16 protein-coding genes are annotated in these 16,960 nt (G+C 64.1%); 4 read left to right on the forward strand and 12 right to left on the reverse strand.

Translation table 11 applies throughout. From position 1 onward, the window contains the following. Positions 1 to 6: 6 nt before the first annotated feature. The 7 genes from AB4074_RS10575 to AB4074_RS10605 form a co-directional block, all read right to left on the reverse strand. Complete coding sequence (locus AB4074_RS10575; protein WP_441413340.1) at positions 7 to 984, reverse strand: aldo/keto reductase; 978 nt, start codon at positions 982 to 984, stop codon at positions 7 to 9. A gap of 39 nt (positions 985 to 1,023) precedes the next feature. Then, the gene (locus AB4074_RS10580) at positions 1,024 to 1,239 is read right to left on the reverse strand and encodes a hypothetical protein (RefSeq protein WP_028266791.1); all 216 of its coding nucleotides are present in this window, start codon (positions 1,237 to 1,239) and stop codon (positions 1,024 to 1,026) included. A 30-nt stretch (positions 1,240 to 1,269) separates the two neighbouring features. Further along, on the reverse strand, positions 1,270 to 1,830 hold the full coding sequence (locus AB4074_RS10585) for a hypothetical protein (protein ID WP_441413341.1): 561 nt from the start codon (positions 1,828 to 1,830) through the stop codon (positions 1,270 to 1,272). 94 nt (positions 1,831 to 1,924) lie between these two features. Continuing rightward, complete coding sequence (gene dxs / locus AB4074_RS10590; RefSeq protein WP_441413342.1) at positions 1,925 to 3,898, reverse strand: 1-deoxy-D-xylulose-5-phosphate synthase; 1,974 nt, start codon at positions 3,896 to 3,898, stop codon at positions 1,925 to 1,927. A gap of 142 nt (positions 3,899 to 4,040) precedes the next feature. After that, complete coding sequence (locus tag AB4074_RS10595) at positions 4,041 to 6,872, reverse strand: aconitate hydratase (protein ID WP_441413343.1); 2,832 nt, start codon at positions 6,870 to 6,872, stop codon at positions 4,041 to 4,043. Between the two features lie 139 nt (positions 6,873 to 7,011). After that, positions 7,012 to 8,409 (reverse strand): class I SAM-dependent RNA methyltransferase, encoded by a 1,398-nt coding sequence (locus AB4074_RS10600; protein ID WP_441413344.1) that lies wholly within the window; start codon positions 8,407 to 8,409, stop codon positions 7,012 to 7,014. Further along, on the reverse strand, positions 8,409 to 10,382 hold the full coding sequence (locus tag AB4074_RS10605) for an APC family permease (RefSeq protein ID WP_437773255.1): 1,974 nt from the start codon (positions 10,380 to 10,382) through the stop codon (positions 8,409 to 8,411). Before AB4074_RS10605 ends, AB4074_RS10600 begins: the two co-directional genes overlap by 1 nt. Before the next feature lie 110 nt (positions 10,383 to 10,492). Here AB4074_RS10605 and AB4074_RS10610 point away from each other — a divergent pair, with 110 nt between their 5' ends. Both AB4074_RS10610 and AB4074_RS10615 read left to right on the forward strand, forming a co-directional pair. Next, positions 10,493 to 11,167: a potassium channel family protein gene (locus tag AB4074_RS10610; protein WP_441413345.1), complete on the forward strand. Its 675-nt coding sequence runs from the start codon at positions 10,493 to 10,495 to the stop codon at positions 11,165 to 11,167. After that, positions 11,164 to 11,895, forward strand: coding sequence for a potassium channel family protein (locus tag AB4074_RS10615; RefSeq protein ID WP_441413346.1), 732 nt, complete (start codon positions 11,164 to 11,166; stop codon positions 11,893 to 11,895). The genes AB4074_RS10610 and AB4074_RS10615 overlap by 4 nt, the downstream gene beginning before the upstream one ends. On the opposite strand, the gene AB4074_RS10620 is transcribed toward AB4074_RS10615, so the two are convergent. The 4 genes from AB4074_RS10620 to dut all read right to left on the reverse strand — a co-directional run bounded on the left by AB4074_RS10620 (position 11,865) and on the right by dut (position 14,369). Next, a complete protein-coding gene (locus AB4074_RS10620; protein WP_441413347.1) occupies positions 11,865 to 12,653 on the reverse strand; it encodes a DUF3159 domain-containing protein in 789 nt (262 codons plus the stop codon). The two genes, AB4074_RS10615 and AB4074_RS10620, sit on opposite strands and share 31 nt — an antisense overlap. Beyond that, positions 12,650 to 13,003, reverse strand: a complete 354-nt coding sequence (locus AB4074_RS10625) for a hypothetical protein (protein ID WP_441413348.1) — start codon at positions 13,001 to 13,003, stop codon at positions 12,650 to 12,652. Before AB4074_RS10625 ends, AB4074_RS10620 begins: the two co-directional genes overlap by 4 nt. After that, entirely contained in the window at positions 12,996 to 13,745 is a 750-nt protein-coding gene (locus tag AB4074_RS10630; protein WP_236817035.1) for a DUF3710 domain-containing protein, read from the reverse strand. The genes AB4074_RS10625 and AB4074_RS10630 overlap by 8 nt, the downstream gene beginning before the upstream one ends. 111 nt (positions 13,746 to 13,856) lie before the next feature. Beyond that, on the reverse strand, positions 13,857 to 14,369 hold the full coding sequence (gene dut, locus AB4074_RS10635) for a dUTP diphosphatase (protein ID WP_345446722.1): 513 nt from the start codon (positions 14,367 to 14,369) through the stop codon (positions 13,857 to 13,859). Between the two features lie 120 nt (positions 14,370 to 14,489). Between dut and AB4074_RS10640 the strand changes: the two genes are divergently transcribed. Beyond that, positions 14,490 to 14,990, forward strand: coding sequence for a DUF3093 domain-containing protein (locus tag AB4074_RS10640; protein WP_441413349.1), 501 nt, complete (start codon positions 14,490 to 14,492; stop codon positions 14,988 to 14,990). Here the strand turns inward: AB4074_RS10640 and AB4074_RS10645 are convergent. Beyond that, positions 14,987 to 15,286 (reverse strand): DUF4193 domain-containing protein, encoded by a 300-nt coding sequence (locus AB4074_RS10645; RefSeq protein WP_078105507.1) that lies wholly within the window; start codon positions 15,284 to 15,286, stop codon positions 14,987 to 14,989. The two genes, AB4074_RS10640 and AB4074_RS10645, sit on opposite strands and share 4 nt — an antisense overlap. Before the next feature lie 283 nt (positions 15,287 to 15,569). Here AB4074_RS10645 and sepH point away from each other — a divergent pair, with 283 nt between their 5' ends. Next, positions 15,570 to 16,940 carry a septation protein SepH gene (gene sepH, locus AB4074_RS10650; RefSeq protein ID WP_441413350.1) on the forward strand — a complete coding sequence of 457 codons (1,371 nt, stop codon included), beginning with the start codon at positions 15,570 to 15,572 and terminating at the stop codon, positions 16,938 to 16,940. The last annotated feature ends 20 nt before the right edge of the window (positions 16,941 to 16,960 follow it).

Below are 16,960 nucleotides of genomic sequence, written 5' to 3' on the forward strand. Positions count from 1 at the left end.
GGCTCCTTAGAAGAGGGCGACCTTGGGCGTGCGCGGGAAGATGTCGTCCATTTCGGCGCGTTCTTCTGCCGTGGGCACCCAGCGCACGGCTTTCGCGTTCTCGGCAATTTGTTCAGGGCGGGTGGCTCCCGCAATCACGCTGCTGACTGCGGGCTGGGCGGCCAGCCAGGAGAAGGCCAGCTGCAATTCGTTCAGGTCCCGCTCTTTGGCGAATTGGCTGAACCGGCCTAGCTGGACCCAGTCGGCGTCGTTCACCATGTTGGTCCGCGTGTGGCTGAGGCGCGATCCTTCCGGGGCGTTGCCCGGAGCATACTTGCCCGTTAGGAGGCCGTTCGCCAAGGGGAAATACGGCAGCACACCGAGTCCGAAGGCCTGGGCGGCCGGAAGGACTTCGAGTTCCGCGCGGCGGTCCAGCAGGTTGTAGTGGTTCTGCGTCGAAATGAACCGCGCACCGCACTGCATCCGGGCGACGTATTCCGCTTCGGCGATCTGCCAGCCTGCACGGTTGGAATGACCGAGGTACCGGACCTTGCCGCTTGTCACGAGGTCATCGAGGGCGGCGAGGGTCTCGTCAACCGGGGTGAGTGGATCCGGCGTGTGGTACTGGTACAGGTCAATCCAGTCGGTGCCGAGACGGCGCAACGATGCCTCGGCGGCCTGGATGATGTAACGTCGCGATCCCCGGGCGCCGAAATCGTTGCCGTTTGCGCCGTGCATGTCCATACCGAATTTCGTGGCCACGATCGCGTCATCCCTGCGACCTTTCAGGGCGACGCCCAGCATGGTCTCACTGAGGCCGGGCTCCCGGCCGTAGACGTCTGCAACATCGAAAAGGGTCACGCCGGCATCCAAGGCGGCATGCACTACCGCATTGGTACCCTCCTGCGATTCCGTGGCCGTATTGGCCCGGCCGAGATTGTTGCACCCCAAACCGACTACTGAGACGGTCAATCCGGAATTTCCAAGACGGCGATATTCAGTCATGGTTTCACCCTACAACGCCCGCAGGGGCCAGTCCGCCGCTCAGGATCCGAAGGCGATTCCTGCCTCTTCCATCGCGTCGTGCAACTGGGCCATGACCTTGGGGCCCATGCCGTGCAGGGCCGCCACCCGCCCCTCACCGAATTCGGCGAGCTGCTCCAGGGTTTCCAGACCCTCGTGGGCGAGTGCCCTTCGTGCGGGAGCGGACAAGCCCTTGGGCAGCGGAGTGTGTCCGGGCCAGTTGCTCTTGGGCGCCATGTTTGTCCCTTCGAAGCGGAGATATGGTCCTTAGAGGGTAAAGCCCGGACCGGTTTTCGGCGAGTGTTTCACTTTGAATGCGGTGGGTTCGGCATGGGGTGCGGCCGCGATGCTCAGCTTGGTGAAGTCGAGGTCTTCTCCCCGGATGCACACCTTGATGGCGTTGACGGCCTTGTTGACGTCCGGGCACAGGCAGAAAATGTTGAGCTTCGAGTCGCTGATGTCGGATCGATCCACGGTACCCAGGCCGCGCCAGGCCAGTTCGCTCGTCAGCGCGGCCTTGGCCTTGCGTTCAAGGTAGCGGTCACGGTCGGTCCCGTCCTTCGTCTTCAGCGCGATCTGCGCGACCACCCAAAACTGCTCAGTCTCGGGAATCTCCGCATAACCGTCCTCTTCGCATTGCGCGGCAAAGGCTGTCATGAGTCCTTCGACGGCGGATTCGTCCTCGACGTCGGTTTCGTCCGTGCTGCTCTGGTGTCCCACGACCCCGCGGTTGATCACGAGCTGCTTGAATTCCTCGTCATACCAAGCCTCCCGGAAATGCAGGACCGCTTCGTCGTCGCGCTTATAGGTGCGGATGATGCCGCTCATGCCTGTCCTTTTCTGGACCACTCCGCGCAGGTGCTGTTATGGACCTGTGCCGTCGAAGGGTGCCTGTGTGTTTGATTCCGCTGGGAACAGCCGTTCACAGCTTGGGGAGACTGCCCGTCGTCGGATGTCCTTGTCCTGGCAAGGGCCGCGCGAAAGGCACCTTTGTCCCCAGGACCTGCGCGACGACGTCGTGCGTTATCTGTTGGGCGGTAAGCCCCACCCGCTCAAGGACCTGGCTCCGGGTTCCATGGTCGAGGAATTCGACCGGAAGCCCCACCTCGTTGAGGGCCGTGTCCACACCGGCAGCGCGCATCTCCTGGCGGATCCGGGAGCCGACGCCGCCAGCACGGACGCCGTCTTCGATGCAGATCACCAATCGGTGCCGGGCGGCGAGGGCAATGATGGACTTGCGTACCGGCAGGACCCATCGCGGATCCACCACGGTGGAACTGATGCCTTGGGAGCCGAGACGGGAAGCGACGTCGAGGGCGAGCTCGGACATGGCACCGACGCTGACAATCAGGACATCGTTCTCGGTGGAGCCTTCTGGGCGGCGCGCCAGCACGTCGACGCCGTCGGAAAGCCGTTCGATGGCTTCGATCTCACTTCCAACGCTGCCCTTGGAGAAGCGGACCACGCTGGGCGCGTCGGCGATGGCAACAGCTTCGCGGAGTTCTTCCCGCAGGCGGCTGGCATCCCGCGGAGCCGCGAGGTGCAGCCCCGGAACGATCTGGACCATCGCCATGTCCCACATGCCGTGGTGGCTGGCTCCGTCCGGGCCCGTCACGCCGGCGCGGTCCAACACGACCGTCACTCCGGCTTTGTGCAGTGCGACGTCCATGAGGAGCTGGTCGAAGGCGCGGTTCAGGAATGTCGCGTAAACGGCGACGACGGGGTGCAGTCCGCCAAAGGCCATGCCTGCGGCCGAGGTGAGGGCGTGCTGTTCGGCGATGCCGACGTCGATCACCCGTTCCGGGTGCCGTTCCGCGAACTTGTGCAGTCCGACGGGGATCAGCATGGCCCCGGTGATGCCTACGATGTCGTCGCGCTCATCGGCGATGTCCGCGATTTCCTCGGCGAAAACCGATGTCCAGGAGCGGGCTCCACCGGCTTCGGTGGGTTCGCCGGTTTCGGGATCGATGATCCCGACGGCGTGGAACTGGTCCGCCTCGTTGGCGAGGGCAGGTGCGTAACCGTGCCCCTTTTCGGTCATCGCGTGGACGATCACGGGGCCGCCGTAATTGCGGGCAGTAGTGAGCGCGTGCTCAAGGGCCCGCATGTTATGGCCGTCGACAGGGCCGATGTACTTCATGCCGAGGTCTTCGAACATGCCTTGCGGAGCCCACCAATCCTTGATGCCCTTCTTCATGGCATGCAGGCTCTTATAGGTGAACTGGCCGATCGGTCCACCGCTCTGAAGTTTCTTCTTCCACCAGTCCAACACCACTTCGTAGGTGGGGGCCGCCCGGAGGGAGTCGATCGTGGGGCGCAGTGAAGCGAGGTAGTCTGCCACGCCGCCGACGGTGGGCGCATAGGAGCGCCCGTTGTCGTTGACGACGATCACCACGCGGCGTCGCTTGTCTGCGGCGATGTTGTTGATCGCCTCCCACGCCATACCGCCCGTCAGCGCACCGTCTCCGACGACGGCGACAACGCAGCGATCGCCCTCGCCGGTCAACTGGCGGGCCCGGGAGATACCGTCGGCCCAGGACAAGGAGGAGGACGCGTGGGAGCTTTCCACGATGTCGTGTTCGGACTCTGCACGATCTGGGTAGCCGGACATTCCCCCTTGCTGCCGGAGGGTGCTGAAATCCTGCCTGCCGGTCAGCAATTTGTGGACGTAAGACTGATGGCCTGTGTCGAAAACGATGCTGTCCCGCGGCGAATCGAAAACTTTATGGATGGCCATGGTGAGTTCCACCACGCCAAGGTTCGGTCCGAGGTGACCGCCCGTTTGGGCGACGTTGGTGATGAGGAAAGTCCTGATCTCGCCTGCAAGCTGCTCCAACTGCTCACCGGTGAGCTTGCTCAGGTCCTGCGGGTTCCGGATTGTCTCCAAAAGTCCCAACGGCCCCTCCTTAGGGTGATTGACGTGCTATACAACTCTAACGCCTTGGCCGGCACCAAGCCGCAGGAAAGGCTACAGCCCCGGCCGGTCGATGACCAGCCGGGGCTGTAGCTGTTGCCTTGCGGCTCAGGCGGAGTTCTCGCTAGTGTGCCGAGATTTGGCGCAAAACGTACTGCAGGATGCCGCCGTTGCGGTAGTAGTCCGCTTCGCCCGGGGTATCGATGCGCAGCACGGCATCGAAGGACTTGGTGCTGCCGTCCTCTGCCGTTGCGGTGACCTTGAGCGTCCTCGGCGTCGTGCCGTTGTTCAGCTCGGTGACGCCCTCGACAGAGAACGTTTCCGTGCCAACAAGGCCCAGCGACGCAGCGGACTCGCCCGCCGGGTACTGCAACGGGAGGACGCCCATGCCGATGAGGTTGGAGCGGTGGATGCGCTCGTAGCTTTCGGCGACGACAGCCTTCACGCCCAGCAGCGCGGTTCCCTTGGCAGCCCAGTCACGTGACGAGCCGGAGCCGTACTCCTTGCCTGCAAGGACCACCAGCGGGGTGCCGGCTGCCTGGTAGTTCTGGGCAGCGTCGTAGACGTAGGCCTGGGGGCCGTCCGCCTGGGTGAAGTCGCGGGTGAAGCCACCCTCGACGCCCACACCGTCGTTGAAGTCAGCGAGTAGCTGGTTCTTGATGCGGATGTTCGCGAACGTTCCGCGGATCATGACCTCGTGGTTGCCACGGCGTGAACCGTAAGAGTTGAAGTCCTTGCGCTCCACACCGTTGGCCAGAAGGTACTGGCCTGCCGGGGTGTCCGACTTGAAGGAGCCGGCCGGGGAGATGTGGTCGGTGGTGACCGAATCGCCCAGCTTCAGCAGCACGCGGGCGCCGGCGATGTCCGTTACCGGTTCCGGCTGCGCTTTCATGCCTTCGAAGTACGGGGGCTTCCGCACGTACGTCGACTTGGCGTCCCAGGCGAAGGTGTCGCCTGCCGGCGTCTCGAGTGCCTTCCAGCGGTCGTCGCCGTCGAAGACGCCTTCGTAGCCGCGGGCGAACATTTCCTTGTCGATCGAGGAATCGATGACCTTCTGGACCTCGACAGGGTTCGGCCAAATGTCCTTCAAGAAGACATCGTTGCCGTCCTGGTCCTGGCCCAGCGGATCGGCGTCGAAGTCGAAGTCCATGGTTCCGGCCAGGGCGTAGGCGATGACCAGCGGCGGGGAGGCCAGGTAGTTCATCTTGACGTCCGGGTTGATGCGGCCTTCGAAGTTGCGGTTGCCGGAGAGGACAGCCGTGACGGAAAGGTCGTTGGCTTGGATGGCCTCGGAGATTTCGGCGTCGAGCGGTCCGGAGTTACCGATGCAGGTCGCGCAGCCGTAGCCCACGATGTAGAAGCCGAGCTTCTCCAGGTAGGGAGTCAGGCCGGACTTCTCGTAGTAGTCGGTGACGACCTTGGAGCCGGGAGCGACAGAAGTCTTGACCCACGGCTTGGAGGCGAGGCCCTTGTCCACGGCGTTGCGGGCCAGCAGCGCGGCAGCCAGCATCACGGACGGGTTGGACGTGTTGGTGCAGGACGTGATCGAAGCGATCGAAACGGCACCGTGGTCCAGTTCGAATTCGCGGCCGTCAGCTGTTGTGACGCTCACTTTGTTCGACGGGCGACCGTTGGACTTCGGGCCGTGTGCGTGCGGCGCGACGTCGGCCAGGTGGGTCGCGGAGGCAGTGAACGACGGCGAATCGGAGGCCGGGAAGCTCTCGTCAATCGCTTCGTCCAGGCTTCCGTCGGCCAGGTCTTCCTTCACGTAGTTGCGCAGGTCCTCGCGGAACTGGGCCTTGGACTCCGTGAGGATGATCCGGTCCTGGGGACGCTTCGGGCCCGAGATGGAGGGAACAACCGTGGACAGGTCCAGTTCGAGGTACTCGGAGAACTTGATCTCGTGGGAGGGATCGTGCCAGAGGCCCTGTTCCTTCGCGTAGGCCTCGACCAGGGCGACGTTCTGATCGGAGCGGCCGGTGAGGCGCAGGTACTCGAGCGTGACGTCGTCGATCGGGAACATCGCTGCCGTGGACCCGAACTCCGGGCTCATGTTGCCGATGGTGGCACGGTTGGCCAGCGGCACAGCCGCAACGCCTTCGCCGTAGAACTCCACGAACTTGCCGACCACGCCGTGGTTGCGCAGCTGCTCAGTGATGGTCAGGACGACGTCCGTGGCGGTAGCGCCCGCGGGGATGGAACCCGTGAGCTTGAAGCCGACAACGCGCGGGATCAGCATGGAGACGGGCTGGCCCAGCATCGCAGCCTCGGCTTCGATGCCGCCTACGCCCCAGCCCAGCACGCCCAGGCCGTTGACCATGGTGGTGTGGGAGTCCGTGCCGACGCACGTGTCGGGGTAGGCGCGGAGGACGCCGTCAACTTCGCGGGTCATGACTGTGCGTGCCAGGTATTCGATATTGACCTGGTGGACGATGCCGGTTCCCGGGGGAACAACCTTGAAGTCGTCGAAAGCAGTCTGGCCCCAGCGCAGGAACTGGTAACGCTCGCCGTTGCGCTGGTATTCGATCTCCATGTTGCGCTCAAGCGCGCCGGAGTTGCCGAAGGCGTCGATCTGCACCGAGTGGTCGATGACCATCTCAGCCGGAGCCAGCGGGTTGACGCGTTTGGGGTCGCCGCCGAGGTCCTTGATGGCTTCGCGCATGGTGGCAAGGTCAACGACACAGGGAACTCCGGTGAAGTCCTGCATGATGACGCGGGCCGGGGTGAACTGGATCTCGGTGTCCGGCTGGGCATCCGGGTCCCAGCCGGCCAGGGCGCGGACGTGGTCGGCCGTTATATTGGCGCCATCTTCCGTCCGCAGGAGGTTTTCAAGCAATACCTTAAGGCTGAACGGAAGGCGGTCTGCGCCCTCAACGGAGTTCAACCGGAAAATTTCATAATCGGTGCCGGCTACATTCAGTACGCCTTTGGAACCGAAGCTGTCCACAGTGCTCATGGCAGGACTCCTCTCGCAACAGCTTTCATCTTTGTCGCGTGGTTGACCGCTAGCTAGTTAGGCAAACCTAATCTGAGCATCGTGCGGCCGGTGGAGAAGTGAAGCGCGACGTAGGACTTCTCCACCATCGTAGTGGCGGCTACGCCGCCGGCACCAGCAACGCAACGGTCTCAAGGTGATGTGTGTGCGGATACAGGTCGAAGGCCCGGAGGGATTCAAGACGCCATCCGCCGTTCCGGAAGTACCCCAGATCACGCGCGAAGGACGCCGGATCACACGACACATAGGCGATTGCCCGCGGCCCGGACTCGATGAGCTGGCTGACCACCGCTTTGCCCGCACCGGCCCGCGGCGGGTCGATCACCAACGCATCGAAGCTCCGGGGGCGCTGCCGGAGGACGCGTTCCACCCTGCCCTGGACAATTTCCACCTGGGTCTCGCCGTGCAGATTCTTGCGGGCATCCCGGCTGGTCCCGGGCGATCCTTCGACGGACAATACCGAACCGGTGATCCCCACCGCATCCGCCAAGGGCGCCGTAAACAATCCGGCTCCCGCGTAAAGATCGGCGACGGCCGATCCCGGAAGGAGGAAGCCGCCGTCGTGAAGGAATCCTGTCACCGACCCCACCAGGGTTCCGGGCGCATCCTTGTGGATCTGCCAGAACCCTTCTCCCGTTACACGGTATTCGTGACCGGCAGCCGATTCCTGGACCCACGTCCTGCCGCGCAGCTGCAGGACGTCTCCGCCGACGGGGTCGAAGCTTGCCACTGAGACCTCATGCGGGAGCTGGCCCAGGATCCGGTTGAGGCGCCGGGCGTCGGTACCCTCTTCCGGGGCGAGAAGGACGAGCGGACGCGATCCGTTGGCAGGCGCGGCCACTTCCACCCGCGAAATCCCCCGCAGATCAATGTCCCAGAGCCGCAAATCGTTGATGCCGGGCAGCGCCAAGGGCATCTCGTGAACCGGAATCACGACGTCGGAGCGGTGGGCATGCATCCCCAGACGGCCACCGGGGGTGACGGCGAAGCTGGCACGGGTCCGCCAGCCGAGCCCTGTCTCGCCGTCGGAACCTGCGACGCTGTCGGAGCGCGGGTCGCCGGCGGCGGCCGGCTCCACTTCGACATGGAGTTCGACCCCGGCGAGCCGCTTGAGCTGCTCGGCGAGGACTTCGGCTTTGAGAAGACGCTGCCGTTCCAGTGTTACGTGCCCGAGCTCGGCGCCGCCCACGGGCGGACCGCCCTTGCGCCAAGCGGCAAGTGAGTCGGCGAGCGGCCAGAAATGGCGTGTCCGGTCCTCTGATGCTTCCAAGACGTCGACGACGTCGGCACGCCAGAACCGCGAAGACTCTCCCGAGTCGGTCAGCCTGACCCGGACCTTCTCCCCCGGGATGCCGTGCCGGACAAAAATGACCCGGCCTTCGTGCCGTGCGACAAAGTGGCCGCCATGGGCGATGGGGCCGACGTCCACCACCAGCTCCGTGGCAGCTCCGTCCTGGGCCGTGGGCGAGCTGGATTCGGTGTTGCTGGGGAGGGTCATCAGGTATCCTGCAATGCCTTTGCTTCTTCGGAGGACTTCAATTGCCATGGAACGCTGGCCACCATCACGCCGGGCTCAAAGTGGAGCCGGGCCTTGATGCGCAAGGCGGTCTGGTTGTGGACGAGCTGTTCCCACCACTTGCCGACGACGTACTCCGGGATGTAGACGACGATCAGGTCGCGCGGGGAATCGCGGCGCATGTTCTTGACGTAGTCCAGGATGGGCGTGACGGTTTCCCTGTACGGGCTCGCCAAGACAGTCAACGGGACCGGGATGTCCAGCTTGTCCCAGGCCTCGACAGTGTGCGCCGTTTCCTCATGGTCGATGTCGACGATGATGGCGTCCAGCCGGGACGGCCTCGATGCCCGGGCGTAGGCGAGGGCGCGCAGCACCGGTTTGCGGACGTGGGACACCAACAGCACGGCGTGGACCCGGGTAGGCAATGCACGCGGGGAAGAATCCTCGTCAACGGCAAGTTCCTTGGCCACATTGTCGTAATGGGCGCGGATGCTCCACATGATGAGGAACAGCACGAACATCGCCAGAAGGGCGATCCAGGCGCCCTGCTCGAACTTGGTGATCAGCACGATGGTCAGCACCAGCGCCGTCATGGCGAAGCCGAGCCCGTTGATGGTGCGGGACTTCAGGATCCTGCGGCGGACGGCTTTGTCCTGCGCAAGTTTGAGTTCCCTGCCCCAGTGACGCACCATGCCCAGCTGGCTCATCGTGAAGGAAATGAAGACGCCGACGATGTACAGCTGGATGAGCTTGGTGACATCGGCGTTGAAGGAAATGATGAGGACCAAGGCCCCGGCCGCAAGGGCGAGGACGCCGTTGCTGAAGGCCAGGCGGTCTCCGCGGGTCCGAAGCTGGCGGGGAAGGTAGCCGTCCTGGGCGAGGATCGACCCCAGGACCGGGAATCCGTTGAATGCCGTGTTGGAGGCGAAGACGAGGATGACGCCGGTGGCGGCGACAACGACGTAGAACGGGATGGACCCGGGGCCGAAGATCGTCTGTGCAATCTGGCTGATGGCGGGGTTCTGGATGTAGTCGTCCGGGAGCGGTTGGCCGTGCAGGAGGAATTCCTTGGCCGGATCCAGCACGATGTGGACCTTGGTGGCATTGGCAAGGTAGATGATGCCGGCGAGCATGGCCGAGGCGATGACTCCGAGCAGCATCAACGTGGTGGCCGCGTTCTTGCTTTTGGGCTTCTTGAAGTTCGGCACGCCGTTGCTGATGGCCTCCACACCGGTCAGGGCGGCTGCGCCGGAGGAGAAAGCCCTGAGGAGCAGGAACGCCCCTGCCAGGCCCACGAGTCCCTGATCGAATCCCTCTTGCGGGACGATCGTGAAGGCTGCCGAGGGAGCCTGGCCGAGTTGGCCTGTGGCCGCCTGGAAGATACCGACGGCCGTCATGCCCAGGATGGAGAACATGAAGATGTAGGTGGGAACCGCGAAGACACTGCCTGCTTCCTTGATTCCGCGCAGGTTCACGAGTGCCAGGACGACGACGCCGACTGTGGCGATGAGCGCCTGCTGCCCATGCAGAGAGGGGATCGCCGTGGTCAGGTACGCCGCCGCGGAGGACATCGACACGGCGACGGTGAGTACGTAGTCCACCAACAAAGCGGCAGCGACCGTCAGGCCCGCGAACTTCCCCAGATTGACGTTGGCGATTTCGTAATCGCCGCCACCTGAAGGGTAGGCGTGGACGTTCTGCCGGTACGAGGCAACAACCGTGAGCAAGACCACCATGACCGCGAGGCCTACGAGCGGCGAAATAGCCACGGCGCTCACGCCCGCGAGGGCCAGGGTCAGCAGGATTTCGTCAGGGGCGTACGCCACGGAGGACAGGGCATCCGAAGCGAAAATCGGCAGCGCAATGCGCTTGGGAAGCAGGGTGTGGGCCAGGCGGTCGTTCCGGAACGGCCGCCCCACCAACACCCGCTTCGCGGCGTTGAGAATTGTCAGCACTCCGCAAAGCTACTCTGAATCGAACGCGATGTCATGACGGCGGACTGGCTTCCGCGACTTGCCCCGGTAGAGTCTTACCGAGCGGCAAGCATAAGAGTGAAGGAGAAACCGTGGCTCACTTTGTGATCATGGGTTGCGGACGAGTTGGCGCAACTTTGGCGCATACCTTGGAAGACGCCGGCCATTCGGTGGCAATCATCGACCAGGACGACCGTGCCTTCCGCCGCTTGCGCAGCGGATTCACCGGCAGGAAAGTCACGGGCGTCGGCTTCGACCGGGACACCCTCAAGCAGGCAGGTTGCGAGGAGGCGTACGCCTTCGCCGCTGTCTCCAGCGGTGACAATTCGAATATCCTCGCCACCCGGGTAGCCCGTGAGACTTTCCATGTTTCGCATGTTGTTGCCCGCATCTACGATCCCGGCCGCGCCGAAATCTACCAGCGTCTGGGCATCCCCACGGTGGCCGCCGTGCGTTGGAGCGCGGACCAGGTCCTGCGCCGGATCCTGCCCGAGCAGCACTTGGCAGGCGATTACCGTGAACCCTCCGGCCGGCTGGTTTTGTCCGAGGTGGACCTTGACCAAGGCTGGATCGGGCACCCGTTGACTGCCATCGAAGCAGCATCCGGAATCCGTGTCGCATTCCTTACCCGTTTTGGCGAAGGCGTCCTGCCCCAGGCCGGAACGGCGTACCAGGAGGGCGACACAGTGCACGCCATGTTGAACCTGGACCGCGGCGCCGAGGTGGCGCGCATCCTTTCCAGCGCACCCGCCAAGGAGTCTGAGTGAAAGTCGTCATTGTCGGCGCAGGCAGCGTCGGTTCATCCATCGCGCGTGAATTGCTTGCCCACAAACACGAGATCATGCTGATCGACCTCAAACCGGAAGTCATCGGGCGCAGCGGCCTCCGGGGCGCGCGCTGGCTGGTGGGCGATGCGTGCGAATTGAGCACGCTGCAGGAAGCGAAACTGGAAGGGGCCGACGTCGTCGTGTCCGCGACCGGCGACGACAAAGTCAACCTTGTGGTGTCCTTGTTGGCCAAGACCGAATTCGGTGTGGGCCGCACGGTGGGACGGGTCAACAATCCCAAGAACGACTGGATGTTCAACGATTCCTGGGGCGTCGACGTCGCAGTCAATACCCCGCAGCTCATGACGGCGCTCGTCGAGGAGGCCGTGGAAATCGGTGACCTCGTCCGTTTGCTGACCTTGCAGACGGGTGTGTCCTCGCTGGTCGAATTCACGGTTCCCCACGACTCGCACATCATCGGCAGCACGGTGGGCGGCATCGAGTGGCCCGACGACGCCACCCTGGTGGCGATCCTCCGGGACCATGCTCCCATCACACCGAGCCGCGACGACGTGATCGACGGTGGCGACGAACTGTTCTTCGTCACGACCATTGTGGCCGAAGACGGTCTCAGGGCCTTGCTGTCCCCGACCGCCGCGGACCACGGTTCAGCTGACGTCAAGGAAGAGTTTTCGGATCAGTCCGACGACGACGGTTTCGACGGCTGAGGATCGCGGTTCGGCTTCTGGCCCGGCACCGGCCGGGTCAGGAGCCAAGCAATCCAGAGACCCAGGATGTATAGCGGAGCCCCCATGATCAGCCTCATGGTAGCGAGTGCAGCCAGGCCCGGTTCGCCCATGAAATACAGCGGAACCTGGACCACAAGACGCAGTGCCAGCACGGCAATGACCACCCACGTGCCGATGGCGTAGGCCCGCAGGCGCTCCGGGTTCTTCCGCCATTCGAAGCCTTCGTTGCGGACGAATCCGAACAGCAGGCCGGCGATCGGCCACTTGAGCAGGATCGACAGCACCATTCCCACGATGTAGGCGATATTCGTGTAGAAACCCAGAACGTAGAAATCCTCGGCCTTGCCGGTGGTGTTCGCGAGCCAAGCGGAGATGGCGACGCCGGCGATCCCGGCAAGCGCCTGGGTCAGCGGGCGCCGTTGGACCAGCCGGACCACGGTGAAGACGGCTGCAGCCGCGAGGGAGGCAATCAGGGACGCCGGAAGGTCGCGGGTGACCATGAAAGCGATCAGGAAGACGAGGCCGGGCACGGTGCTCTCGACTATCCCCTGAACACCCCCGGCGGATTTGAGGATGTCCACGTGCCCGTGGCTGTTGCGTTGGAGTCCGGCCTTTTCGGCGTACCCGGCGGCAATGTCCGCAATGCTCGGCCCCTCCGTGCCCTGGCGGGGCTCCTCCGAGCCGGGATTTTCGTGCGCTGGTTTTTCGTGGGGGCCGGATCCGTTGGCGACGGTCATTGGTGCTCCTGCCGGGAGAGGATTTCATAGCGCGGATTGAACATGGTGGGCATCCCGTCCCGCGGCGTGACCATGCCTTCGAGCCGCAGGACAGTCCCAGGTTCGATTCCGGGCACTTTGCGGCGCCCGAGCCAGATGACGCGGAGTCGGGTCAACGGACCTGTGTCACCCCTGTGCGCAATCCGGTCGACGACGATCGCCGAGAAGTGTGCTTGTTCGTTGGCGGGCTGGTAGGTCACCGACTCGATGAATCCCGTGCAGTCGACCCGTCCCCGGACGGGGAGTTCAGTGAGGGGCAGGGACGCCGGACCGCCATGGGCGGCAGCGGGACGCGCCGCTTTGTCAGCCAATCTGGGTGATCTCCGGGCCGCGCTCGGGTTGCTGAAGCTCCGGCGCTTCGTGGGGAGCTTCGTGCTGCCCGGAGGCTACAGCGTCCTTGGGCAGCTTCAGCTGAAGCAGCTCACGGGGCGGCATGGGGTTGTCTCCGCGAATGACCACAACCTTGCGGAAGAGGTTCTCCAGTCCTTCGGCCGCCTTCCTATCCAATGCCGCGTTGCCCCCGATGACGCCACGAAGGAACCAGCGGGGCCCATCGACTCCCATGAACCGGGCAGCCCGGAAGCCGCGTCCGCCGTCGGCGGATTCGGTAGGAAGCTTGGCGACGAGTTCGGTGCCGAAGGTGCCGACGATCTCCTCGACTTCGCCTCCTTGGCTGGACACGGACTGGCCGATTTGCTCGCGGATCTCGTCCCAGAGCCCTTCGGAACGTGGAGCGGCAAACGCCTGCAGCTGGAGGCTCGAGCCGTCGAGGTCCATGGTGACCGCCACTACCCGCTGGGTTGCCTCTTCTACTTCAAGGCGCAACTGAAGGCCTTCGGAAGGCTCGATCAGCAAGGCACCAAGATCCACATAGCCGTCCTGGCTATCAATTTCGCTGGCATCCAATGGCCCCTTGGACAAGCGGAAGTCGCCCTTGGCGGCTCCACCGGCTACCGGGCCGGAGTCCTGCCGCGTCGTCGCGGCATTGGCCTGCTCAGTACCGTTGTCTTTCGGCTGCTCAGCCTTGGACTTCTTTCCGCGCCCAAAAAGCATCGGGTTGTCTCCTTAGTAGTGGTCTATCCCCCAGTAAACCGCAGACTGCCCGTCAACTCGCGGGCAGCATGGCAATCAGCTCCATGCAGCGCCGACTGTCGAGGGTTGTTGCTAGCTCACGGCCGGCGCGAAGCCTCCGGTGGATCCAAAGCCGCCGGCGCCGCGCGAGGTGTCGGACAACTCTTCCACGGAAACGAACTGCGCATACTCGACGCGCTGGATCACCATTTGAGCAATTCTATCGCCGCGCTTGAGTTCGATTGCGTGGTTTTGGTCGGTATTCAAAAGCGTCACGGAAATTTCACCTCGGTAGCCGGCATCAACCGTCCCGGGAGCGTTGACCACAGTGAGTCCATGCTTGGTTGCCAGCCCTGATCGGGGGTGGATAAGTGCGACAAAGCCGTTCGGCAGCGCGATCGAGACGCCCGTGGGAACAAGCTTCCGCTCTCCCGGAGCGAGCGATACGTCCGCACGGGCCCGCAAGTCAGCGCCGGCGTCACCAGGGTGGGCGTATGACGGTGCTTCCAAACCGGCGTCGAGCATTTTCAGTTGGACCTGAAGGGTCGGCGCACCGTATTCGGCGGAGGTGTCTGCTGGGTTGGCTACTGCTGTCTCGTGGCTCACAGTCACATATTCTATCGCCCGCGGAGTGCTTCCCCGGTTGCGGCCGCACGTCGGTCGCAGGGCAGTCACAGGGCCAGGGAGCGTTAATTCCCGGGGTCAGAGTCCCGATAAGCTGGTGGCATGCCTGAATCGACTGCTTCCGTACCCGTGCCGCACCATTCCTCGAGTGGAACGGGCGTCCTGTTTACGGAAAAGCTCTGGCCTTCACCCTGGATCTGGATTGTGGTGGTCGGCTTGTCCGCCGCGGGCATCCTGATGTTCGCCCCGATCAGCATCACCGCGGGGATTATCGCCGCGCTGGTCCTCTTCGCGATCATGACCACCATGCTGGTGTTGTCCACTCCCGCGATCGTGGTGGACCGGGACACCGTCCAAGTCGGCCGCGCCAGCATCCAGCGCGAGTTTGTCGGCGCCGTCACTGCTTACCGCAAGGACGAGGCCACCGCGGAGCGCGGAACCCGCCTCCACGGACTCGCGTTCCTTTGCCTCCGCGGCTGGATAGATCCGGTGGTGCGCATTGAAATCACCGACCCGGCGGACCGCACCCCGTACTGGCTCACGTCCACGCGCCGCCCCGAAGAACTCCTGGCAGCGCTGTCCAAGCAGGCCTCCCGAGGCTAGCTTTCGCATTCCTTGCAGTAAAGGTGCCCGTCCTTCTCCCGCGCAATCTGGGACCGGTGTTTGACGAGGAAGCAATTGAAGCAAGTAAATTCGTCCGCCTGCGGAGGCAGGACGCGGACCAGCAGCTCTTCGCCAGACAAGTCCGCCCCGGGGAGCTCGTAGGCGTCCGCGAGGTCAGTCTCATCGATGTCAACAGCCGATGATGACTGTTTCTCGGTGCGATGCGACTTGAGTTCCTCGATCGAGTCCTCGGTGTCTTCTTCGGTCTTCCGAGGGGCATCGTAGTCCGTTGCCATGGTCCCTTCTTCGTTCTCCCTTGTACGTCACGCAGGGCTTGCGGTCCGGTCGACCGGAACCTGCTCCGGTCTAAGGATGTAACGCAGCGGGTCACATTTTTGTGCCCGATACCGGGCAGATTGTCCTCCCGGACGACTCGAATGTCCATACCCCGGTTCCGATCGCCGTCGCAGGGAATGCCGGAAATCGCGGAATATCGCGGCGCGCCCTTTGTCCTAGTAGGAAAAGGCCGTACCGGGTGGCAGAGTTTCGAATGTCAGATAGGCCATGGTGGAGGATTTTATGCGGGATCTACGGCTGGTTGGCGTCCACGACGACGGCGGACATCTCCTGTTGAGCGGTACCGGCGGCGAGATGTTCCAGCTTCCGATTGATGAGGCGTTGCGGGTTGCAGCGAGCCGGACACCTGCCCAGGTGGCCGCACGTGCTTCCATCACGCCCGTCGCCATGTCCCCGCGCGACATTCAGTCGCGCATCCGCAGCGGCGCTACGGCCGCTGAGGTGGCGGAGCTGTCAGGGCTGCCGCTCGCCAACGTGCAACGCTATGAGGGTCCGGTACTTGCCGAGCGCGAGTACATCGCCCAGCAAGCCCGCAAAGTCGAAGTCGCTGCCCCGGCCCCCGGCCAGGACACCTACCGCGCGGCGTTCGGCGACGAACCCGCAAGCCTGGGCGAAATGGTTGCACACCGGCTCAGGGCCCATGGGATCGATTCCGCTACGGTGGAATGGGATTCGTGGCGCCGGATCGATGGCACGTGGACCGTCGTCGCGCGCTTCGAAACCAAGCCAGCCAGCCTGGAAAGCATCGGCGAAGAGCCACCTGCCATGTGGACCTTCCATCCCGCCCGCAAATCCATCCAGAATGCCAACCGCTGGGCCCAGCAGCTCAGCGAACTGGAACCCCTCGATGGGCCTGTACCGGCCCGGCGACTCGCGGCCGTCTCCGACCGGCCCTTTGACTTTGAGGCCGACGCCGGGACCGCCGCCCGTGCGGCCGCAGCCGCCGCTACCAAGGAAGCCGATGGGCTCCTTGACATGCTGCGCTCACGTCGCGGACAGAGGCTGGGACTTGACGAAGACAGCGACGACGCTTTGGCGCTGCTTCTAAGCAGCGGCGTCCCGGCTGCGCATCCGCGGCCGGGCGATGTTGAAGACGGACTTGCGGACAGCGAAACAGCTGACACCGAGCCGGCCGACCCGGACACGGACGAGCAGCTTGAAGCCGAACCCGCCCCCAGCCGCCGTGACGCGCGTGCATCCATGCTGTCGCGGCTGAGCCTCGCCCCGAAGCATGAGGACAAGGAAGACGACTCCCTCCATCTTCACGACGGTGTCAGCACGGATACCCGTGAAATCACGGTGATCCCCGGTGCCCTGCGCCCCGTGACCATGTTGCGCGGCAGGAACGACAACGACGGGCAGACCGGGCAGGACGAGGGACGAACCCCGGGAGCAGCAGCACCGCGAGCGGGCCTGGACGAACTGCTCGGCGGAGCTCCCCGGCGGGAACGCGAAGAGCCGAAACCCACCCCTTCCGGCCAGAAGGATGAGGAATCTTCAGACGCGGGGGCGGCCGAACGCCAGCCGTCACGGCCCAAGCGCTCCAGTATTCCCAGCTGGGATGAAATCGTCTTCGGGACGCGCGGAGACTAGGCGGCTTTTAGTTCGTTGCG

Origin of the sequence: Arthrobacter sp. 2MCAF14, from assembly GCF_052115645.1 — a bacterium.
Lineage (GTDB): Bacteria > Actinomycetota > Actinomycetes > Actinomycetales > Micrococcaceae > Arthrobacter.